20 protein-coding genes and 1 pseudogene are annotated in these 20,957 nt (G+C 70.5%); 6 read left to right on the plus strand and 15 right to left on the minus strand.

Going from position 1 to position 20,957, the window contains the following annotated elements; translation table 11 throughout:
* Window positions 1–242: 242 nt before the first annotated feature.
* Entirely contained in the window at window positions 243–1,421 is a 1,179-nt protein-coding gene (locus MKK75_RS16130; protein WP_244043689.1) for an MFS transporter, read from the minus strand.
* Window positions 1,422–1,736: 315 nt separating this feature from the next.
* Window positions 1,737–2,237: a MucR family transcriptional regulator gene (locus MKK75_RS16135; protein WP_244043565.1), complete on the minus strand. Its 501-nt coding sequence runs from the start codon at window positions 2,235–2,237 to the stop codon at window positions 1,737–1,739.
* A gap of 282 nt (window positions 2,238–2,519) precedes the next feature.
* Between MKK75_RS16135 and MKK75_RS16140 the strand changes: the two genes are divergently transcribed.
* Window positions 2,520–4,361: an outer membrane beta-barrel protein gene (locus tag MKK75_RS16140; protein ID WP_244043566.1), complete on the plus strand. Its 1,842-nt coding sequence runs from the start codon at window positions 2,520–2,522 to the stop codon at window positions 4,359–4,361.
* 6 nt (window positions 4,362–4,367) lie between these two features.
* On the opposite strand, the pseudogene MKK75_RS16145 reads toward MKK75_RS16140, so the two are convergent.
* Together MKK75_RS16145 and MKK75_RS16150 are read right to left on the minus strand one after the other, a co-directional pair.
* Window positions 4,368–5,072: pseudogene (locus tag MKK75_RS16145) on the minus strand (SDR family oxidoreductase).
* Window positions 5,073–5,108: 36 nt separating this feature from the next.
* Entirely contained in the window at window positions 5,109–5,582 is a 474-nt protein-coding gene (locus MKK75_RS16150; protein ID WP_244043567.1) for a nucleoside deaminase, read from the minus strand.
* 146 nt (window positions 5,583–5,728) lie between these two features.
* Between MKK75_RS16150 and MKK75_RS16155 the strand changes: the two genes are divergently transcribed.
* The 4 genes from MKK75_RS16155 to rsmD all read left to right on the plus strand — a co-directional run bounded on the left by MKK75_RS16155 (window position 5,729) and on the right by rsmD (window position 8,719).
* Complete coding sequence (locus MKK75_RS16155) at window positions 5,729–5,920, plus strand: CsbD family protein (protein ID WP_244043568.1); 192 nt, start codon at window positions 5,729–5,731, stop codon at window positions 5,918–5,920.
* A gap of 78 nt (window positions 5,921–5,998) precedes the next feature.
* Window positions 5,999–6,175, plus strand: coding sequence for a DUF1328 domain-containing protein (locus MKK75_RS16160; protein ID WP_043348682.1), 177 nt, complete (start codon window positions 5,999–6,001; stop codon window positions 6,173–6,175).
* Window positions 6,176–6,338: 163 nt separating this feature from the next.
* On the plus strand, window positions 6,339–8,165 hold the full coding sequence (locus MKK75_RS16165) for a pseudouridine synthase (RefSeq protein WP_244043569.1): 1,827 nt from the start codon (window positions 6,339–6,341) through the stop codon (window positions 8,163–8,165).
* Window positions 8,162–8,719: a 16S rRNA (guanine(966)-N(2))-methyltransferase RsmD gene (gene rsmD / locus MKK75_RS16170; protein ID WP_244043570.1), complete on the plus strand. Its 558-nt coding sequence runs from the start codon at window positions 8,162–8,164 to the stop codon at window positions 8,717–8,719. The genes MKK75_RS16165 and rsmD overlap by 4 nt, the downstream gene beginning before the upstream one ends.
* Here rsmD and MKK75_RS16175 read toward each other — a convergent pair.
* From MKK75_RS16175 to MKK75_RS16190, 4 genes are all read right to left on the minus strand, one after another.
* Window positions 8,694–9,080 carry a cupin domain-containing protein gene (locus tag MKK75_RS16175; protein ID WP_244043571.1) on the minus strand — a complete coding sequence of 129 codons (387 nt, stop codon included), beginning with the start codon at window positions 9,078–9,080 and terminating at the stop codon, window positions 8,694–8,696. The genes rsmD and MKK75_RS16175 overlap by 26 nt on opposite strands.
* A gap of 191 nt (window positions 9,081–9,271) precedes the next feature.
* A complete protein-coding gene (locus MKK75_RS16180; protein WP_244043572.1) occupies window positions 9,272–9,721 on the minus strand; it encodes a helix-turn-helix domain-containing protein in 450 nt (149 codons plus the stop codon).
* A gap of 388 nt (window positions 9,722–10,109) precedes the next feature.
* Window positions 10,110–11,039, minus strand: coding sequence for an alpha/beta fold hydrolase (locus tag MKK75_RS16185; protein ID WP_244043573.1), 930 nt, complete (start codon window positions 11,037–11,039; stop codon window positions 10,110–10,112).
* Window positions 11,036–11,527: a phasin family protein gene (locus MKK75_RS16190; protein ID WP_244043574.1), complete on the minus strand. Its 492-nt coding sequence runs from the start codon at window positions 11,525–11,527 to the stop codon at window positions 11,036–11,038. Before MKK75_RS16190 ends, MKK75_RS16185 begins: the two co-directional genes overlap by 4 nt.
* Window positions 11,528–11,779: 252 nt before the next feature.
* Here MKK75_RS16190 and MKK75_RS16195 point away from each other — a divergent pair, with 252 nt between their 5' ends.
* Complete coding sequence (locus MKK75_RS16195; protein WP_244043575.1) at window positions 11,780–13,432, plus strand: AMP-binding protein; 1,653 nt, start codon at window positions 11,780–11,782, stop codon at window positions 13,430–13,432.
* A gap of 185 nt (window positions 13,433–13,617) precedes the next feature.
* Here the strand turns inward: MKK75_RS16195 and MKK75_RS16200 are convergent, their stop codons facing one another.
* From MKK75_RS16200 to MKK75_RS16230, 7 genes are all read right to left on the minus strand, one after another.
* Complete coding sequence (locus MKK75_RS16200) at window positions 13,618–13,941, minus strand: DUF6285 domain-containing protein (protein WP_244043576.1); 324 nt, start codon at window positions 13,939–13,941, stop codon at window positions 13,618–13,620.
* A 2-nt stretch (window positions 13,942–13,943) separates the two neighbouring features.
* Complete coding sequence (locus tag MKK75_RS16205; RefSeq protein ID WP_244043577.1) at window positions 13,944–14,954, minus strand: phosphotransferase family protein; 1,011 nt, start codon at window positions 14,952–14,954, stop codon at window positions 13,944–13,946.
* A 3-nt stretch (window positions 14,955–14,957) separates the two neighbouring features.
* Window positions 14,958–15,725 carry an SDR family NAD(P)-dependent oxidoreductase gene (locus MKK75_RS16210; RefSeq protein WP_244043578.1) on the minus strand — a complete coding sequence of 256 codons (768 nt, stop codon included), beginning with the start codon at window positions 15,723–15,725 and terminating at the stop codon, window positions 14,958–14,960.
* Window position 15,726: 1 nt separating this feature from the next.
* Window positions 15,727–16,905 carry a beta-ketothiolase BktB gene (bktB, locus tag MKK75_RS16215; protein WP_244043579.1) on the minus strand — a complete coding sequence of 393 codons (1,179 nt, stop codon included), beginning with the start codon at window positions 16,903–16,905 and terminating at the stop codon, window positions 15,727–15,729.
* 231 nt (window positions 16,906–17,136) lie between these two features.
* A complete protein-coding gene (locus MKK75_RS16220) occupies window positions 17,137–18,342 on the minus strand; it encodes an acyl-CoA dehydrogenase family protein (protein WP_244043580.1) in 1,206 nt (401 codons plus the stop codon).
* Between the two features lie 166 nt (window positions 18,343–18,508).
* The gene (gene mutL / locus MKK75_RS16225; RefSeq protein ID WP_244043581.1) at window positions 18,509–20,467 is read right to left on the minus strand and encodes a DNA mismatch repair endonuclease MutL; all 1,959 of its coding nucleotides are present in this window, start codon (window positions 20,465–20,467) and stop codon (window positions 18,509–18,511) included.
* Window positions 20,468–20,528: 61 nt separating this feature from the next.
* The gene (locus MKK75_RS16230; protein WP_244043582.1) at window positions 20,529–20,882 is read right to left on the minus strand and encodes a hypothetical protein; all 354 of its coding nucleotides are present in this window, start codon (window positions 20,880–20,882) and stop codon (window positions 20,529–20,531) included.
* Window positions 20,883–20,957: the final 75 nt, after the last annotated feature.

Below are 20,957 nucleotides of genomic sequence, written 5' to 3' on the forward strand. Positions count from 1 at the left end.
GCACGAACCCGTCCCCGGGGGCATGCATCGTCAGCGGAAGGCGACCCGGGATCCGGCGCAGGACGTCCCGCAGCGTCTCTGGATCGCCGTGTGCCGTCGGCGCGGCGCTTTGTGGGCTTGAACCCGGATCGGGTATTGCGGTCGCTCCGCCGATCCGGGAAAGGGCCGCTCGTGATTGGCTCAGGAGCGCTGACCCGCGCCGCGCACGCGGCCGGACATCGGAAAGGGCTGCCCCCAACCCGTCAGGACGAGGGAGACGGATGGGATCGGCCGAGTACCCGCACCGAGCGGCTGACCGCCGTCAGGGTGAGACCGAGGCCCGCCAGCGACACCGCGGCCGCGATCACGGGCAGTTCGCCGTAGCCGGCCCCGAGCGTCAGGGCCGTACCGCCGATCCAGGCGCCCGTCGCGTTGCCGAGGTTGAAGGCGCCCTGATTGAGCGTGGAGGCGAGGTTCGGCGCGTCGCTCGCGGCCTCGACCACCCAGATCTGAAGCGGCGAGACCAGCGCGAAGGCCAGCCCCGACCAGAGGATGAGCGCCGCGACGGTCGCCACCGGATGGTGCGCCACCACCGCCAGGGTCAGCAGGACCGCCACGATGCCCAGGATGCTGACGATGATCGTCGCCATCTGACCCCGGTCGGCGAAGTGCCCGCCCGCGAGGTTGCCGAGGGTGAGGCCGACCCCGGCGGCGAACAGCACGCCGGTCACCCCCTGCGGCGTGAACCCGCTCACGGTGGTGAGGAACGGCGTGATGTAGGTGAAGACCGTGAAGAAGCTCACCGAGCACAGCGTCGAGATCAGCATCGGCCGCAACACCGGCCAGCGGCCGAGCGCCCGGAACTCGCTGACGAGACGTCCGCGCGTACCGGGTAGCCCGGTCGGCACACAGAGCTGGATCGCCGCGCCGGCGGCGAGGCCGATCACCACGACGGCCCAGAACGTCGCGCGCCAGCCGGCAGCCTGACCGAGGGCGGTGCCGAGGGGCACGCCGAGCACGTTGGCGAGGGTCAACCCGGAGAACATCAGCGCGACGGCCTGGGTGCGCCGCTCGCGCGGCACGAGATCCCGCGCCACGACGGCGCCGATCCCGAAGAAGGCGCCGTGCGCGAACGCCGTGACGATCCGAGCCGCCATCAGCAGCGCATAGCTCGGAGCCACCGCACAGCCGAGATTGCCGAGCAGGAATACGCCCATCAGCGCCAGCAGGGCCGTCTTGCGCGGCAGGCGGGCGGTCGCGATCGCGACGATCGGCGCGCCCACGACCACCCCCATCGCGTAGCCCGAGACGAGGTACCCGGCCTGCGGGATGGTAACGCCGAAGCTCTGGGCGACCTCCGGCAGCAGACCCATGATCACGAATTCCGTCGTGCCGATCCCGAAGGAGGCGACGGCCAGGGCAAGGATCGGCAAGGGCGGCACGGCGAGACTCTCCGGCGCGGTACGCATCTGATTGTGCGAAGCAGCATGGAGAGGATGACAGCCTCGTGGCCGCTGCCTAGCCGCACGGACGCGCCGCACGGTTGCGCGAGGCGCAAACGGCTTCAATCCCGTCGATCATAAGGGTTACGGCCAGCACAGCGCCGTCGCCCCAGACGATTCCTCGGCCTCAGGGCGTATGCCGGCGCGGGCTCACGACCGGGCTGGCCTCTGCACCGACACCGAGCCGTCGCCCCGGCGGCCGAACACCTGTCCGGCGTGGCATCTGACCGGGGAGGCCCCGCGCGAGGATGCGCGCTACTCGGCCGATACCTTCTTTCGCGCGCGTGACTTCGGCGATGTTGCCGGTGGCTCGTCCACGACCGACGCCGCAGCGCCGCTGTATTTCCGGCGTTGTTGTCCGAGCCCGAGGGCACGGGCCAGATCCGACCGCTGGGCGGAGTAGCTGGCCGCCGTCATCGGGTAATCTACCGGCAGCCCCCATTTCGCGCGGTACGCCTCGGGCGACAATCCGCGCAACGTCAGATGCCGACGCAGCGTCTTGTAGGGCTTTCCATCCTCGAAGCTGACGATGTGATCCTTGGTAATCGATTTGCGGATCTGCGCCGGGGTTAGTTTCTCAACCGGACCGCTAGAACCGCCCTGCACCGAAGCAAGTTGGCTCAAAGCGCCATGCACGATGTCGATCAGGCCCGGAAGATCGGTCGAGGGCACGGAATTATTCGACACGTAGGCCGCGACGATATCAACCGCGAGCTCAATGCGGCTCGACTGTTCATACTCTACGTTTCCGCCCATGGTTGGCCCCCGTCAATCCAACTATCTAGATCGATCAATCCCTATTGGGCACGATCGAAATCTGTCCGATCTTAGCGGATCGTGATGCAGATCTCAATCGAATGATTGTTGCGGCGAAGTCAGTCCGCCGCGAGTTTCGAAAGCTGCCTCCTGACCCCGTTGACGTGACATTAACCACGCCGCGCTAGCCTGCATTAACCATACCGATGACGTTTATCGCTGCGGTATGGACAACGAATCCCAGCATTTGATGCACGGGATATTTGTGGAGACCGGGATCAAGTGCGGACGGCGCGGCCTGATCGGCGGGAACGGCACGAGAAGCGGCTCGCATACGCGGCCCTGGCGCTGGCGGTCGCGGCATCGCCGACCGCCGCCCAGCGCTTCGATGCGATCAGCCCCGTCGCTGGGCAGCCGGACAATCCGGGCGTCGGCCTCGACACGGCACCGAACGGGCTCCCGGCGCTCAGGCGGCGGTTGCCAGACGGCCTGTCGCGCGATGATGGCCGCGGCTCGCCGGGCGGAGACGCGACCGGCGGGGATCAGACCGGTGGCGACAGCCTGCGTTCACCGCTCTCGCCCGCGATCCCGGTACAGGGGCAGCCTCAGCCCGGCACTTCGCAACTCGACACCCGCGCCACGAGTGGCGGCCAGCGCACCGGCGGGAGTTCGACGGCACCGAGCAATCTCGCCCCATCGGCCTTGCTCCGGTCGCGGGCCGCACCGCCGCGTCGACTTGGAACCGCGACCCGGAGGATCACCCAGGAGATCACGCAGGTTCCGAGCCCCTCGCTCAGGCTGACGCCGATCATCCAGCAGCCGGTGGTCGGTGTCCCGCTGCCGCAGGCGTCGACGCCGTTTCGGCCGATCCTGCCGCTCCTGGCCAATACCCCTGCCCTGGGCCTTCTGACACCGGGCTTCATCCTAGGGACGGATCTCGCGCGGCCGATCCCCACGGATCCGGCCTACGCGCCGATCGGCTACCAAGTCGGCAGCTTCACGGTCCTGCCGAGTTTCGCGCAGAGCCTCGGCTACGATTCGAATCCCGACCAGACCACCCGGCAATACGCGCGCGGATCGGTGGCGCTTCGCACCGACGCGGCGGTCGATTTCCAGAGCAACTGGGCGTCGAGTTCCCTGCAGGGCTCCCTGCGCGGCGCGTATCTGGAGACGCCCCAGAACGAAGCCGCCAGCCGCCCGGCCGCCGACGGCGTCGTGCGCTGGCGCCTCGACGCGAATCGCGATCTCCACATCGACGCGGAGGGGCGCTTCCTGGTCGACACGCAGCGGACGGGGAACCCCAACCTTCAGGTCGCGACCGCCAATCTGCAGGCCGCCTCGTCCACCAGCCGGCCGCTGCTCGCCGTCTACGGCGCATCGCTCGGCGCGACCGAGACGTTCAACCGCCTGTCTGTCACCCTACGCGGCTCGATCGACCGCTCGGAATTCGACAATGCCCGGCTCTCGGATGGGACCATCATCAGTCAGGCCGATCGCAACCTCAATCAGTACAGCCTCCAGTTGCGCACCGCCTATGAGGTCAATCCGGACTTCAGCCCCTTCATCGATATCCTGGGCGATACCCGCGTCTACGATCTGCGTCAGGACCAGAACGGGATCCGGCGCGACTCGGATGGGATCTCGGTGCTGCTCGGGGCGAGCTTCGGCCTGCTGCGCACGCTCACCGGCGAGGTTTCGGCAGGCATCCAGCACCGCGAATATGTCGACCCGACCCTGCGCGCGATCGATGCGCCGCTGATCAACGCCGCACTCGTCTGGTCGATGAGTCCGCTGACGACGGTTCGCCTGACGGCCGCCACCGGCGTCACCGAGACGACGATCCCGGGTTCGAGCGGCATCCTCACGGATGTTGCGACGCTCGAAGTCCAGCACGACCTGTTCCGCAACCTGTCGCTGGTGGTGGGCGGCTCCTTCCTGAAGAACACCTACCAGGGCAGCACGATCCGCGAGAACGGCGTCTCGGCGACCGCGCGCCTCGATTACCACCTGACCCGGTGGCTTACCCTGCGGGGAACCTACATCTACCAGCAGATCAACAGCACGGTGGTGGGGTCGAGCTTCAGCGACAACACCTTCCTGGTCGGCTTGCGGGTGAATCCGTAGGGCTGCTCAGAACCGCTCCGTCCAGGGCCGCAGTTCCAGCTCCGACGTCCACGCGCTCCGATCCTGCCGCAGCAGGTCGCGATAGGCCCGCGCGATGGCATCCGGATCGAGATGGCTGTCGGGCGCATCCGCGGGCTCGCCGCCGCGGGCCGGATTGCGGATCGCGCCGTCGATGACGACGTGCGCCACGTGGATCCCCTGCGGCTGCAACTCGCGGGCGAGGCTCTGGCCGAGGCCGCGCAGGGCGAACTTCCCCATGGCGAACGGTGCCGAACCGGCGAAACCCTTCACGCTCGCCGAGGCACCGGTCAGGAGGATCGCCCCGTGGCGGTGGGGCAGCATGCGTCGCGCCGCGGCCTGCGCCACGAGGAAACCGCCATAGGCGCTGACCATCAGCGCATCCGCGACCGCGGCCGGGTCCAAGTCCGCCACCGGGCCGCGCAGCCGGCCGCTGGCGTTGTAGACGACCACGTCGGGCGCGCCCCCGAGCGCCGGCTCCAGGCGGGCGAACAGCGCCTCGACCTGCTCCGGCCGGGTCGCGTCGCAGGCATGGACGGCGGCCCCCGTCTCCGCGGCGAGGCCGGCGAGCTTCTAGACGTTGCGGGCGGCGAGGCCGATCCGCATTCCCTCAGCCGCCAGGAGACGGGCGAGGGATGCGCTGAGGCCTGAGCCGGCCCCGACGATCAGGGCGCGGGAATAGGCTGGTATCATGGCGCTGTCCTCTGGATCGGGCGCGATGTCCCGCGATCATACCCGCTTCGCCGCGAAGAAGTCCCGGAGAAGTGCAGCGGCCTCGCGCTCACGGAAGCCACTATAGACCTCCGGCGCGTGGTGGCATGTCGGCTGATTGAACACGCGCGGCCCGTGCTCGACACCGCCGCCCTTCGGATCGGACGCCCCGTAATAGAGTCGCCGGATCCGCGCGAACGTGATCGCGCCGGCGCACATCGGGCAGGGTTCGAGGGTCACATACAGGTCGCAGCCGGTCAGCCGTTCCTCGCCGAGCGCCGCACAGGCCGCCCGGATCGCCAGGATCTCCGCGTGCGCGGTCGGATCCCGCAGGGCTCGGGGGCGGTTATGGGCGACGGCCAGCACGGTTCCATCCCGGACCACGACGGCCCCCACCGGCACCTCGCCGGCCGCCGCCCCCTGGCGGGCCGCCGAGAAGGCAAGTTCGAACGCCGTCGTGATCCCGGGCTGAATCCTTGTGTCAGGCGTCATGGGGCTGGTGTCCCGAGCGGTGTGGGCGCCCGCGTGATGCCGCCGTATTGATCCAAAGCAATGTTAAGACCGGGAACATTCGCACGACCGTGACCGTTCTTAGCGTCTCGTGCGGCGTCGCCGCAGGACCATAAAAGGACAACGCCATGAGCAGCACCACGGACAAGATCAAGGGCGCCGCCAACGAGGCTCTCGGCAAGGCCAAGCAGGGTCTCGGCGACGTGACCGGCAACGGAAAGATGAAGACCGAGGGTGCGGCCCAGGAGCTCAAGGGCAAGACCCAGGGCACGGTTGGCAGCGCCAAGGACACCGTCAAGTCGGCGACCGACAAGCTCTGATCGCCGCGGGATGATCGGAACGGGACCCGCCGAAGGCGGGTTCCCACTCAGATTCGGCTCGTACAACGCGAGGTTGTCATGATCGGTTGGGCTGTCACGTTTCTCGTCGTCGCACTGGTCGCAGCTCTGCTCGGCTTCGGCGGCATCGCCGGCACGGCCATGGAGGCCGCCAAGATCGTTTTCTTCGTCGCGATCGCCCTGTTCCTGATCTCGGCCGTCTTCGGGGTGATGCGCGGCCGCTCACCGCGGATCTGACGCGCGGTCGTCTGGGGCCACGCGATCCTGGTCCGCGCGATCGTCGCCGACGCACGAAAGGGGCGTTCCGTCGGAGGACGCCACTTTGCGTTTCGGCAGCCTGCCGGAACGGTCTTCAAGACCCGTCTCGCCTGTCGGTATCGGCTCTGGTAAGGCCCGGAGCATGAGCGACATGCCGAACGACGACAGACCGGAGGGTTCCGACCGTCCGGAACTCGAGAACCCACAAGCCCGCCCCTGGAGCCCGGCGACCGATGCCGGGCGCGCCGGTGATCCGGCAACAGGGGCTGCCAAGCCGGTGAAGGCGAAACAGCGCGCGGGTCAGCAGACGCCCGAGCCGGATGCCGATGCCGCCGCATCCACGTCCGCTGCCCCTGAACCGACGCCGCCCGGCGAGCGCATCGCCAAGGCGATGGCGCGGGCCGGCGTGGCCTCGCGGCGCGAGGCCGAGACGATGATCTTGGCCGGCCGGGTGAGCGTCAACGGCGAGACCCTGACCTCGCCAGCCCGTAACATCACCGACGACGACCGGATCCTGATCGACGGCGAGCCCATGCCGTCGCGCGAGCGCAGCCGCCTGTGGGTCTTCCACAAGCCGCGCGGCGTCGTGACGACGGCCCGCGATCCGGAAGGGCGGCAGACGGTCTTCGACGTCCTGCCCGAGGATCTGCCCCGGGTCGTCGCGGTCGGCCGTCTGGACATCAACACCGAGGGGCTGCTGCTTCTCACCAACGATGGCGGCCTCGCCAAGGTCATCGCCCACCCCGAGACGGGCTGGCTGCGCCGCTACCGCGTCCGCGCCCACGGCGACGTCGATCAGGCGCAACTCGACCGGCTGTCCAAGGGCGTCACCATCGACGGGATGGAGTACGGCCCCGTGGAAGCCATGCTGGACCGCGTCCAGGGCGACAACGTGTGGCTCACGCTCGGATTGCGCGAAGGCAAGAATCGCGAGGTCAAGCGCATCCTCGAACATCTCGGGCTTTCGGTGAACCGGCTGATCCGGCTGTCGTTCGGGCCGTTCCAGCTCGGGGATCTCGAGGTGGGGCTTGTGGAGGAGGTTCGGACCCGGGTCCTGAAGGATCAGCTCGGCAAATCGCTGGCCGAGCAGGCGGGCGTGGATTTCGACAGCCCGGTGCGCGAGCCGATCACGCCGTTCGGCGGGCCCAAGGCCGCCGACCGCGGTGCGAAGGGCGATCTGGAGGGCGCATCGCCCCGGCGTAACGCCGCCCGGCCCGCGCCCGCACCGCGCGTGGCGACGGGCGGATCCGGGTCGGGCCCGCGCAAGGCCGCGTGGCGGGATGACGACGCCGGCAAGCCGCGGGGCACGCGCGTGCCCCGCCGCGGCGCCGATCCGCGCGCCGCACAGGCCGCCGCGGCCGAGCGCGGGCGGGAGCGTGTGGGCTCGATCCGCGCGGGAGACCGCAGGGTGGTCGTGGAGCGCCTCGCGGCCAGCCCGGTCGAGGTCGAACAGCCGGCGAAGCCGCGCCGCCGCTACGCCGATGACGGTCCGCCGGGGGCGCAGCGCGGGGCAGGCGGCGGTCCCGGGCGTGCCGGCGCCACCGGGGTCGAGCGCACGTCCGCACCGCGCGGCGAACGCGCACCGTCGCCCCGCGGCCAGGATAATCAGGGCGAGCGGCTGCGCCGACCCGCGCCCCAGAGCGCCGAGGGTGGATGGGGCGACGCAAGACGTGATGCGCGACCGCAGAGCAAAGGGGCCCCGCGGCGGGAGCGCCCGTCCGATGGATCTCCGGGTCAGGGCCCGGCCCGCGGCAAGGCTGGTTTCGGGGCCCAGGATCGCCGGCCGGCCGGCGGCAAGCCGGCTTTCGGCGGCGCCAAGGCGGGCGGTGCGCGGCCCGGCGGCAAATCCGGCGGTTTTGCCGGCAAGGGATCCGGCCGGGGTGGCCCCGGAGGCGGTGGGCGGCCCGGAGGGCGGCCGCCGGGTGGCGGCAAGCCCGGCGGCACCCGCCCGCCCCGCGGCACGCGATGAGGATCGTCGGCGGCGCTTGGCGCGGCCGCCGCCTCTCTGCTCCGCGCACCGATGCTATCCGGCCCACCTCCGATCGCCTCCGGGAATCGCTCTTCAACGTGCTGGCGCATACCCACCCGGAAGTCTTGTCCGGAAGCCGTGTGCTGGATCTGTTCGCCGGCACCGGGGCCCTGGGTTTGGAGGCTCTCTCGCGCGGTGCGGCCTATGCGCTCCTGGTCGATGACGGGAGCGAAGCCCGCGGCGTGATCCGGTCGAACATCGAGGCCCTCGGTGCGGAGGGTCAGACGCGGCTCTTCCGGCGCGATGCGACCCGACTGGGGCCGGCCGGGGCGGCGGGACAGTTCTCGCTGATGTTCTGCGATCCGCCTTACGGTCGCGATCTCGCGCCCCGAGCCCTGGCCAGCGCCGTGGCCGGCGCGTGGCTTGCGCCCGGCGCCCTGGCGGTGGTGGAGGAGGCCGAGGCCGTTCAGGTGATCTGGCCCGCGGGTTTCGCCGAACTGGACAGGCGTACCTATGGGGATACCGCCGTCACCCTCGCCCGGTTTGCTGGCTGAGGGGCTCGGGTCGATCCTCGGGACCACCGACGTCCGCGCCGAAATGAATCGCGAGCCACACGGTCGGGGATTCGGTCCGCTCGACGCGATGGCGCCGGTGGGGCGCGATCAAGATGGCGTCGCCGGCGATCAAGCGCCGCGGTTCCGTCTCGTCGGCGAATCGCAGGTCGGCCGAACCCGCCAAGACCGCAACCCACTCGGCATGCGGTTGGTCATAGTGAAACCCCGGCGGGCTCGCCTGCCCGGTCGACACGATGCGGTCTACCCGCAGGCCCGGCGCCGAGAGCAGCAGCGACACGACCTCATCCGCCCCACCCGACGGCAGGTCGGACAACAGGTGGACGATGTCCGCCGGATCCATTTCGGGCCGCATCTCCGACGCCGCAGCATTTCGCGAGGCTGCCCGGTGCTGGCGCGCCGGTCAACGGGATGCGGCTAGGCCGTGTCGGGACGCAGGGCGCTCGGTCACGGCTCCGGATCGCCGCTCCGAATCCTGACGCCGAGGTGTCCTGACGCGCCGTCAGCCCCGCATCATCCGCAGGCGCTCTGCGTTCAGGCGCCCTGCGCCGCGTCGCCGACCGATCGCGGCTCCGCGGACGCACTGCAGACAGCCAGATTCTGACCGATGCGTGCCGCGGACTTCACGAGGCTCAGGACATCGCGGCGCATCTGGTCGTCGGCGATCTGGTTGTAGGCCCGCAGGAGTTCGACGGCCCCGCTCACGCGCAGCAGCGACGGACCATTCTCGGTCGTGCTTTCGGGTTCCGGCTCGAAGAAACTCGATACCGGCACGCCGAGCCGTTCGGCGATCGCCTGCAGCCGGCCCGCGCCGACGCGGTTCTTGCCGGTTTCGTACTTCTGAACTTGCTGGAAGCTAACGCCCAGCGCGCTGGCCAAAGCCGATTGGCTCAACCCGTTCGCCGCGCGCAGGAACGCGATGCGGCTGCCGACGCCGTGATCGATCGCCGTGGTCTGCTTCGGCTTGGGACTGGGCTTGGCCATCTTCGTAAGTCCGAACATCATTTCTGTTGGCGGGCATGCGCGGTCGCGACCCGAGCCGCCGGCTACAACACAGTGCTGCTGGAGCGTGCGGCACAGATTCTAGCCTGCCCTCGGTAGATGCCACAGCCAAGCCCGCTGTGCAACGAAAGGTCACGTCCACCAGATCTAAGATACCAAAAATGGTCAATTGACCTGACAGGCGAGAGCTTCCGCTCCGGTCGAGCGGGATCGCCCGACTTATTTCACTGGGACCGGGCTACGCAAAACTTACGGACGAAATATTTGCAGCCACAGCCGGATTGCGCCGTCGTCAGATTACCATGCGGCGAATTCATTGGTCGATCTCTCGATGGCTGTAGAACCGCCGGATCGCTGATCCAGGACGATCTCAGGGCGGCGGTCCGAGCCAGCCCGTGACGATCGCGAGTTGCTGCTCGTCCAGGAGCGCGGGGGCATGCCCGCAATCTGGTATCTCGACGCGCTCGGTCGGAGGTCCCCGCCGTGTCATCTCGTCGGCAGTCGAGGCGAGAAGCAGCTCCGAATGCGCCCCGCGCAGCAGCAGGACCGGACACCGAATCGCGTCCCAGTCACGCCACATGCTGACGCTGTAGACCCGGCCGGGCCGGAACGCGTCGCCGATGCCGGGATCGTAATGGGGCCGCCAGCCGCCGTTCGACTCCCGGAAGAAGCTGTGCTTTGCGATGTGGCGCCACTGCTCGTCGGTCAGCGGCCCGAACGATCCCAGCACGGTGCGCAGGCGCGACTCGCCCGAAGCGAGGTTGTGGTGCAGCCGTGGCGCGTCGCGCAGGCGCGAGCCGATATGGCGGATCGGCGCCCAGGGCAGGAACGGGCCGATATCGTTGATCACCATCCGACGGATCGGCGTGTTCGCAGCGGCGGCGAGCACCATGCCGGTCAGGCCGCCGAGCGACGTGCCGACCCAGTCGATCGTCCCGGGCGCCCCTAGATGCGCGATCAACGCCGCCATGTCGGCGGCGTATTGCGGCAGGCCGTAGAGTTCCGGATCCTTGAGCCAACCGCTCAAACCCCGCCCCGGCAGATCGGGGCAGACGACCCGGTAGCCCTTCTTGGCCAGCAGATAGCCCAGCGGATCGAAGTCCCGGCCCTGCCGGCTCAGACCGTGGACGCAGACGACCACGTGCGGCGAGTCCTGGTCGCCCCACTCGACGTAGGCGATGCGGTGGAAGTCGTGGGGCGCGTAGGCGAAGAACGCACCCGTCCGGAACGGCACGTCGGCCTGGCTCAGATCGTCGAGCCGCGGCATCGGTGCCGTCGGCGCCACCGCGTCTGGGGTCACGGTGTTTCGGTGCGCGCGGCGGCCTCGCGGGCGAGCCGGCTCGTCGTTTGGTGGAGGTCGACCATCTGGTCGGTCAGCCGGCGCGCCTGCTCCTGGAGGAAGGCAACGTTCAGGGTCGCGACCTCCCGGGCATCGGCGGCCTTCGCCACCCGCTCGGCGAAATCGAGGTTGGCGCGGATGTTCGTGTCCGACGCCACGAGCATGCGGTGGCCGATCTCGCGCATCGCCGCCAGTGTGTGGCTGGCATTGTCCTCGAACGCGTTGTAGAGCCGAGCCCCGGCCGCCTCCCACTGCTCGCGCATCCTGCGTGCGCCGGCCCCATTGCTCTCGCTGAGCTGATGGGCGGTCTCGCGGCTGGAGCCCATCACGGAACGCCAGCCCTCGAAGGTCTGGGCCATCGATGCCTCGAAGGCGTTGAGCGCCATTTCGCCGGCTTCGGCAAAGCGCTCGTAGGCCTCGCGCGCGCGCGCCACGCCGCCCTCGGCCAAGGCACGCCCCGCCTGGGCGGGTACCATCGGCAGGTTGTCGTTCCCCACGGTCACCCCCTCCGCCGGGCCGGATCGGCCAAGCCTACGAAATGGGCATCCGCCAGAGACGCCGCGCCGTCAACCACGCGCCGTAACAGAAGCGCGGCGAGGCACCGCGACCGGGTGCACCGGCGATTGACAGTGCGACCCGGCGGGAAATCATCGGCGGGCGGAGCGAACGCCACGCCCGCCGCCCGATCAGAAGGCAGACCGATGACGGAGTTCGAACCGCGGCCCGCGCCGGCCCGCGATGCAGGGGGCCATCCGTTCGAGCGCGATCTCGACCGGACGCCGGCCAATTACGTCCCCCTGACCCCGGTGAGCCTGCTGGCGCGCGCCGCCGCCGCCGTCGGCGCCCGAGTCGCCGTGATCGACGGCGACCGGCGCCTCACCTACGGCGATCTGTACGCCCGTTGCCGGCGCCTTGCCTCCGGCCTCGCGTCACGGGGGATCGGCAGGCTCGACACCGTGGCGATCCTGGCGCCGAACGTCCCCGAGATGATCGAGGCCCACTTCGCCGTACCGATGCTCGGCGCCGTCCTCAACCCGCTGAACACGCGCCTCGACGCCGCGACGATCGCATTCTCCCTCGCGCACGGGGGCGCCCGCGCGCTGATCGTCGAAGCCGAGTACGCGGATCTGGCGGCGCAGGCCCTCGCGGAACTCGGACGGCCCCTGCTGGTGGTGGCGATCGGCGCCACCGAGATCGCCGATGCCATTCCCTATGAAGCCCTGCTCGACGCGGGCGATCCGGACTACGCCTGGGCCGGCCCCGCGGACGAGTGGCAGTCGCTCTGCCTGCTCTACACCTCCGGCACTACGGGCGACCCGAAGGGGGCGGTCTACAGCCATCGCGGCGCCTATCTCCAGGCGCTCGGCAATGCCGTCACCTTCGGGCTGACCGCCGAGAGCGTGTATCTCTGGACGCTGCCGATGTTCCATTGCAGCGGCTGGTCGTACCCCTGGGCGAGCGTCGCCGCCTGCGCTACCCAGATCTGCCTGCGCAAGGTCGAGCCGGCGGCGATCTTCCGGCTGATCGCGGAGCACGGCGTCACGCATCTTTGCGGCGCGCCGATCGTGCTGTCGATGATCGCGCACGCGCCGGAGGCCGACCGCGTGACCTTCCCGCAGCGGGTGCGCTGCGCGGTGGGCGGAGCGGCGCCATCCTCGACGATCATCCGCACCATGGAAGAGCTGGGCTTCCAGGTGCTTCACCTCTACGGCGCGACCGAGAGCTACGGCCCCGCCACCGTCTGCCTGGCGCAGCCGGACTGGACGGATCTCAGCGAGGCGGACCGCTACGCCCGCATGGCGCGCCAAGGCGTGCCGCTCGCGACGCTCGAGGCCGCGCAGGTTGTCGATCCGGAGACCGACCGGCCGGTGCCGCGGGACGGCATGACGGTCGGTGAGATCTGCCTGCGCGGGAACACCGTGATGAAGGGCTATCTCGGCAATCCCGAAGCCACCGCGCGGGCACTTGCCGGCGGCTGGTACCGGACCGGCGACCTCGCGGTCTGGCATCCGGACGGCTCGGTCGAGATCAAGGACCGGGCGAAGGACATCATCATCTCGGGCGGCGAGAACATCTCCAGCCTGGAGGTGGAGGAGGTGCTGATGCGCCATCCCGCGGTGATGCTGGCGGCCGTTGTGGCCCGGCCCGACCCCACCTGGGGCGAGAGCCCCTGCGCGTTCCTGGAAGTAAAGCCCGGCACGGAGCCACCGACCGATCGGGAGCTGATCGCCTTCTGCCGCGAGCGGATGGCGCGGTTCAAGGTGCCGAAGACGGTGCTGTTCGGGCCGCTGCCGAAGACATCGACGGGGAAGATCCAGAAATTCGTGCTGCGGGATCGCGCGCGGGGGCTGTGAAGAAGCCCCCTGGATCGTCCACCCCACGCCCTCATCCTGAGGTGCCCGCGTCAGCGGGTCTCGAAGGAGGGCTCCAGGGATCGTGCGGCCGGCTGGAGGGCTCCTTCGAGGCCTTCGCTGCGCTCCGGCACCTCAGGATGAGGTCGAGATTTGGATTTTCCGAAGCTCGTGTATCCGGTGGAGGCTTACCCTCCCGACACAGCCGGCTTCCACACCCGCGCGGACACCGCCGCGGCCGCTTCCAGGGCTGCGTGGAGATCCGGATCGGCATCGCGCGCGCCCGCCCGGATCGCCGCGACCAGGGCCTCGGCCGAGCCCCCGCTCAGGACATCCGCGCCGGTCGCGCGCAGGCGCTCAGCCTCGGCGATCTCCCGGGCGGCGATGCCGATCGCGTTCGCCACCATCAGGGCGACGTAGCGCGGGCGGCCGGTCAGACCGGGGATGACCTCCTCGGTCAGCGCCCGGCGGGCGGCATCGAGGAGGGCGGCGCCGGAGGGTTCGTCCTGCATGCTCAGCTCCATGCCGCGGGGGCGGTCGCCCGCAGGATCGCCCGTTCGAGTTCCGGCACCATCCGGCCGGTGAGCGCCAGTTCGAGGGAGAACTCGCGGCCGGAGACGTGGCGCGCGCCCTGCTCCAGGGCGATCACCGCCCAGCGCAGATGCGCCATCACCTCCCAATAGGCCACGCTCTGGGGATCGATCGGCCTCCCGCCCGCCTCCGCGTAGCCCCGGTAGAAGGCCGCGCGCGAGCCGATGCCGCCGGCCTCCAGATCGGGCCGGCCGAAGCGCCAGCAGGCGGCGCAGAACCAGCCGAGATCCTGCGCGGGATCGCCCCAGCCGGCAAATTCCCAATCCAGCACGGCCGTGAGGCCGGTCTCATCGACCATGTAGTTGCCAGTGCGGAAATCCCGGTGCACGAGGGTCGGCGCCGCGCAAGCGGGCGCGCGACGTTCGCCCCAGCGCAACCCCCACTCGATCGCTGGCCGCCGGGCGCCGATGCCGTCGAGGTTTTCCCGCAGCCGCGCGATCTCGGCCCGGGCCGGGTCCGGGTCCGGCGCGCCCAGGAAGGCGAGCGATGCGGGCACCGCCCTGGGGTCGAGCGCCGCGTGGATCCGGGCGAGTTCCCGGCCCAGCGCTTCCGTCAGGCGCTCGCGGTCGCCGCCCAGCGTCAGGTCCTTGGCGATGCGCGGACCCAGCCCGACGCCCTCCACAAGCCCCATCAACGCGAAGGGCGCGCCGATCACCGCCGGATCCGCGCAGAAGCCCACCGGCTCGGGCACGCGCACGCCCGCTTCCCAGACCGCCTCCAGGATGCGGAACTCCTCGGCGCGGGACCGGCTCGACGCGATCGTGGCGGGGGCATCCATGCGCAGCACGAAGCCGCGCTGCTCTCCGCCGAACCGGCAGCGGACGAGGCGGTTCTCCTGGATCGAGCCGCCGCCGAGCGGACGCATCTCCTCGATCACCAGATCCGGGCGGTCGAGACGCCCGGCGATCCAGCCGCGCAGCCGTTCCTGCTCCATTTGCTACAGGCCCGAGACGAGGTGGCCGCCATCGACCGCGACGACGCTGCCGGTCATGTAGGCCCCGGCCTTCGAGGCGAGGAGCAGGAGCGGCCCGTCGAGCTCGGCCGCCTCGCCGAGCCGGCGCTGCGGCACGCGCTTGATCAGGGCCTTCCCGGCCTCCGAATCGAAGAACGCGTCGTTGAGTTCGGTCTTGATGTAGCCGGGCGCCAGGGCGTTGACCCGGATCCCATGGCGCGCCCATTCCAGCGCGAGACTCTTGGTGAGCTGGACGACCCCGGCCTTCGAGGCGGCGTAGGGCGCGAGCCCGCCGGTGACACGCAGTCCGAGGATCGACGCGATGTTGACGATGCTGCCGCCCGCGCCGTGCCGGACCATCCGCTTCCCGGTCACCTGAGCTACCAGCCAGACGCCTTTGAGATTCGTGTCGAGCACCGCGTCCCACTCCGCCTCGGCGAGGTCGAGGGCGGGCTTGGTCGCGGTGATTCCGGCATTGTTGACGAGGATCTCGACCGGTCCGAACCGGGCCTCGGCCTCGTCCAGCGCCCGCTCGACGCTGCTCACGTCGGTCACGTCCATCACGACGGCGTGGGCCTGCCCGCCCGCCGCCGTGACGCTGGCGACGGTCTCCGCCAGGGCGTCGGCCCGGCGCGCGCACAAGGTCAGCCGCGCCCCGGCCCGAGCCAGTGTTCCGGCGAAGTGGCGGCCGAGCCCGCTGGAGGCGCCGGTCACCAGAACGTGCTGGCCGGTGAGGTCGAACAGGTCCGTCATCTCAGTGCAGCCGCTCGAACGCCACGGCGATGCCCTGCCCGCCGCCGATGCACATGGTCGCGAGCCCGTAGCGGCCACCGGTGCGGGCCAGCTCGTAGAGCGTCTTCACCGCGATGATCGCCCCCGAGGCGCCGATCGGGTGGCCCAGCGCGATGGCGCCGCCGTTCGGGTTCACCCGGGCGGGGTCGAGGTCGAGGGCGCGGGACACCGCGCAGGCCTGGGCCGCGAAGGCCTCGTTCGATTCGATCACGTCGAAATCCGCAGGCCGCATCCCGGTCCGGTCGAGCAGCCGCCTTACCGCCGGGACCGGGCCCATCCCCATCTCGGACGGGTCGACGCCCGCATGGGCGTAGCCGACGATCCGGGCGAGCGGCCTCGCGCCATCCCGCTCGGCTTGCGCCGCGCTCGACAGGACGAGGGCCGCGGCGCCGTCGTTCAGCCCCGAGGCGTTGCCGGCGGTGACGCTGCCGGTCTTGGAGAAGGCCGGCCGCAGCTTGGCCAAATCCTCGGCGCTGGTCGGCTTCGGGTGCTCGTCGGTGTCGAACGCGACGGTCTCGCGTTTGCTTTGGACCGCGACGGGCAGGATCTGATCGCGGAAGACGCCTTCCCGGATCGCCCGGGCGGCCCGCGCCTGGCTCTCGGCCGCGAAGGCGTCCTGCGCCTCGCGGGAGACACCGTAGCGCGCGGCGATGTTCTCGGCGGTGACGCCCATATGGCCGTTGCCGAACGGATCGCTCAAAACGCCGATCATGTAGTCGACGAGGGCGATATCGCCCATGCGCTGGCCGGTGCGCGCCGCCTTCACGATATGCGGGGAACGGCTCATGTTCTCGGCGCCGCCCGCCACTGCGATCTCGGCATCCCCGAGCAGGATCGATTGCGCCGCCGACACGATCGCCTGCAGGCCGCTGCCGCAGAGCCGGTTGACGGTGAGCGCTGGCACCTCCTTCGGCACCCCGCCCTCGATGGCGGCGACCCGGGCGATGTAGGCGTCCCGCGGCTCGGTCGGGATCACGTGGCCGAACACCACGTGGCCAACGCGCTCCGGCGCCGTACCGGACCGCTTCAAGGCTTCCGCGACGCAGAGCGCCCCCAGTTCGGAGGGCGGCGTGCCCGCGAGCGCGCCGCCGAAGGTGCCGATCGCGGTGCGAACCGCGCCTGTGATCACGACATCGGTCATGGTTTCGGACCTTCCTCCTCTGGCCGGTCACTCAAGAGCCGCAAATCCGCGCGAACCGGCGCCAGGATTCCATCCGGCTCCCTCATCCCGAGGTGCCGCAGCGTCGCGGAGGCCTCAAAGGAGACCTCCGCGACGCTCCCGAATCCCTGGAGCCTTCTTCGAGGCGGCTTCGCCGCACCTCAGGATGAGGGCGCGGCTTGGAGATTGCCGCATGCCGGAACGCACGGCCATTCACGTCCCGACATCCCAGGACCAGAACGCGTCGCCCTCGGCCTCCAGGTTGCGGTTGAGCACCATCTTGTGGACCTCGTCGGCCCCGTCCACCAGCCGCGCCTGTCGTGCGTAGCGGTAGATCCATTCGAGCGGGGTGTCGGTCGAGTAGCCCCGGGCGCCGTTGATCTGGATCGCCACATCGGCCGCCGCGTGGAGCAAGTTGGCCACGTGAACCTTGGCCATCGAGACCTCTTTGCGGGCGAAGCTCCCCTGGTCGAGCGCCCAGGCCGCCTTCATCACCAGCAGGCGGCCGATCTCGATCTTCATGGCGAGATCGCCGAGCATGAGCTGGATGCTTTCGCGGTCGGCCAGGCGGATGCCGAAGCCGTGGCGCTCGGTCGCGTAGGCCCGGGCGATCTCGACACAGCGTTTCGACAGGCCGAGCCAGCGCATGCAGTGGGTGAGCCGCGCCGGGCCGAGGCGGATCTGCGTGAGCTTCAGGCCATCGCCCTCGTTCATCAGGACGTTCTCGGCCGGGATCTCCAGCCCGTCGAACAGCAATTCGCAATGGCCGCCATGCTCCTCCGGCCCCATGATCGGGATGCGCCGCAGGATCTCCCAGCCGGGCTGGTCCCGGTGGAACAGGAAGGCGGTCAGGCCCTTTCGCGCATCGTCGGAGGTGCGGGCCATCAGGATGAAGTGGGCGGCCTCCTCGGCGCCGGTGATGTACCATTTGCGGCCGGTCACCACGTAGGTGTCGCCCCGCCGCTCGGCCCGGGTCTGGATCATCCCGGGATCGGAGCCGCCGCCGGGATGCGGCTCGGTCATGGCGAAGGCCGAGCGGACCTGACCGGCCACGATCGGCGCCAGCCAGCGCGCCTTCTGGGCCGGGGTGGCGACCTTCTCCAGCACCATCATGTTGCCGTCGTCCGGGGCGGCGGAGTTGAACACGACCGGCCCGAAGATCGAGCGGTTCATCGCCTCGTAGCAGACCGCCATGCCGACCTTGTCGAGGCCGGCGCCCCCGGTCTCGGGCTTGAGCTGGAGGCACCAGAGCCCCTGCTCCCGCGCGAGACCGCGCAGCCGGGCGAGTTCCGGCAGGGCGATGTTGCCGTGGCCGTCATAGGCGGACGGATCGGATTCGAGCGGCACCACATGCGCCTCGACGAAGGCCGCGATCCCCGCCCGGTAATCCTCGACGCGGGGCGAGATGGTGAAATCCATGGGTCGCGGGCTCCGGCGAAGGCCTATGCGCGGTCTCGAGCAACGCCTGTCGATTGGGACTGGCGCCCCAACTGACTCTCTTCACGGTCTATGCGGTTGCAGGCAACCGCAAGGCGAAACGAAGTGCGGCAGCTGTTCGGTGCTGCCAACAGCGAAGGGTGGCAGGTCACCGCCGTCCGAACAGCCGCTCGATGTCGGAGAGCTTCAGCTCGATCGAGGTCGGGCGGCCGTGGTTGCATTGGCCGGAATTCGGCGTCGCCTCCATCTCGCGCAGGAGCGCGTTCATCTCCTCGGGCCGCAGGCGCCGGCCGGCGCGGACCGAGCCGTGGCAGCTCATGCGCGAGAGCACCGCGTCGAGGCGACGGCCCAGCGGACCACCCTCCGTGGCCGCATCCCCGCCCTCCTCGTCGCCGCTCGATTCGAGGGCGTCGACGATGTCGGTCACGAGGTCGCGCACCGAGGCGCCGAGCAGCGCGGCCGGCACCTCGCGGACCAGCACGGCTCCCGGCCCGAAGGCCTCGATGGTCAGGCCGAGCCGGTCGAGGTCCGGCGCTGCGGCGGCGAGGCGGTCGGCCTCCTCGGGGTTCATCTCGACCACGTCGGGGATCAGCAGCCCCTGCCGCGCGATGCCGCCGGCCGCGCGCTCCGCCTTCATCCGCTCGTAAACCAGACGCTCGTGCGCGGCGTGCTGATCGACGATCACGAGGCCGTCGCGGGTCTGGGCGAGGATGTAGGTCTCGTGGATCTGCGCCCGGGCCGCGCCGAGGGGATGATCCAACGCCTCCGGGGCCTCGGCGTGCGGCCGGACATCCGCCTGGGGCGGGGCCACGACCTCCCCGGCGAAGGCCGCCTGTGGTGCCTCCGCGAAGCCGGCCTCCCCGATCAGGGCGTAAGCCGGCTCCGCGGAGCGCGGCATCGGGGCGGGCCGCCATGCCTGTGGTGTCCGGTAGCCCGCAGGCGCCGCCACCGAGGGTGCGCCGGCCGGGAACGGGCTCGGCCGCGCAGGCTGAAACAGGCTCGGCGCGGCCGCTCCGGTATGGATCGCGAGCGCCGGCCCGGCCGGGCGCAGGGCGTCGAGGGTCCGGGCGGCGCCGGTGGTGGCCGAGCGGGCGCCGCCGCGCCGCAGGGCCTCGTGGATGGCGCTGACGATCAGGGCGCGCACCAGCCCCGGCTCGCGGAAGCGCACCTCGGTCTTGGCCGGGTGGACGTTCACGTCGACCCGTTCGGGATCGCAGGCGATCGTCAGCCCCAGCACCGGGTGGCGGTCCGCGGCCAGGGTGTCGGCATAGGCGCCGCGCACCGCCCCGAGGAGCAGCCGATCGCGCACCGGACGGCCGTTGACCGCGAGGTGGATGTGGGTCGCCGCACCCCGGTGATAGGTCGGCAGGCCGACATGGCCCGTCACCGCGAACCCCTCCCGGGCGAGGGAGACCGGCAGGGCATTGGCGGCAAAATCCGGCCCGAGCACTGCGGTGAGCCGGCGCAGATCGGCCTCCGGGCCTGTTTCCATCGGCAGGACCAGGGGCTGGCCGCTCTCGGTCCGGAGGGTGAAACGGATTCCGGGCTGAGTCATCGCGAGTCGGCGCAGCGTTTCGGCGATGGCGGCGTTCTCGGCCCGGTCGGATTTCAGAAACTTGAGCCGGGCCGGCGTCGCGGCAAATAGCTCGGTCACCTCGATCCGCGTGCCGCGCTGCGCTGGCGCCGGTCGGACCGGACCCTTGAGGCCCGCCTCGATGGTCAGGCTCGCCCCGGCCTCGGCCTCCGGCGTGCGGGTGACGATGGAAAGCCGCGACACCGCCCCGATCGAGGGCAGAGCCTCGCCGCGGAAGCCCAGCGTATCGATCGCCGTCAGATCGCCCCCGGGGAGCTTGGAGGTGGCGTGGCGCTCGACGGCGAGGTCGAGGTCCTCGGGCGTCATCCCGCGCCCGTCATCGACCACGCGGATCAGCCGACGGCCGCCCGCCTCGACGGTGACCTCGATGGACCGGGCCCCGGCATCGATCGCGTTCTCGACGAGTTCCTTCACGGCCGAGGCCGGGCGCTCCACGACCTCGCCCGCGGCGATGCGGTCGACGAGGATGGGATCGAGGCGGCGGACGGACGGCGCTGACGGGAGGGCGGGCATTCCCCGGACGATAGCCCCTCCCCGGCGACGTTCCAATCGCCGGCGTGGAAGGGCGCGACGCTCAGGCGCGCCGCTTCGACCCGCCAAGGGAGATCCGGTTCGCGCCGGCCCGTGTCCCGTGGCTCGGCGCCGCGTAGGGGCGGCGCGACAGGTCGTACAGCACGTTGCCGACGATCCCGGCGGCCCGGCGCAGGGTGGTGCCGTCGCAGGTCGCCGCCACGCGGACGCCGATCTCGTGCGTATGGCTGCGTCCGTAGAGCCAGACCGCAAGACGCGCCCGGGTCGCCTCCGGGATCCCGTCCAGGAGGTAGGCGGCGCCCTCCGGATCGGCCTTGATCAGGCGGCCGACGGTCTCCGGTGGGACCGGGCAGTCGACCGCGGGGTCGTCGATGCTGAGCGAACCGGCGTTCATCATGGCGGGCCTGAGGTCTGTGGAACTCCAGGTTGATGCCGTTTGGTTAATGGCGCCTTACCGTCAATTGTTCGCGAT

It is taken from the genome of Methylobacterium sp. J-030 (assembly GCF_022829545.1).
GTDB lineage: Bacteria > Pseudomonadota > Alphaproteobacteria > Rhizobiales > Beijerinckiaceae > Methylobacterium.